At 58.1% G+C, this 210-nt stretch carries 1 pseudogene; it reads left to right on the forward strand.

The features are described from left to right. Window positions 1–13: 13 nt before the first annotated feature. Window positions 14–210: pseudogene (locus tag AC0QH1_RS01205) on the forward strand (Yae1 family protein); the annotation flags it as partial.

Here is a 210-nt window from a genome sequence, read left to right on the forward strand (position 1 = left end):
GCGGGAATCATCCATGTATCAAGAGATTTTAGCTGAAGGTCGCGAAGCGGGTCTGCGCGAAGGTCGCCAGGAGGGTCGCCAGGAGGGTCAAGAACTGGGTCGCCAGGAGGGTCTTCAGGAGGGTCAAGAACTGGGTCGCCAGGAGGGTCGCCAGGAGGGTCTTCAGGAGGGGATAGAGCAAGTGGCACTGAATTTAGTTCGGAGTGGAAT

The sequence above is a fragment of the Phormidium sp. CCY1219 genome (genome assembly GCF_055795085.1).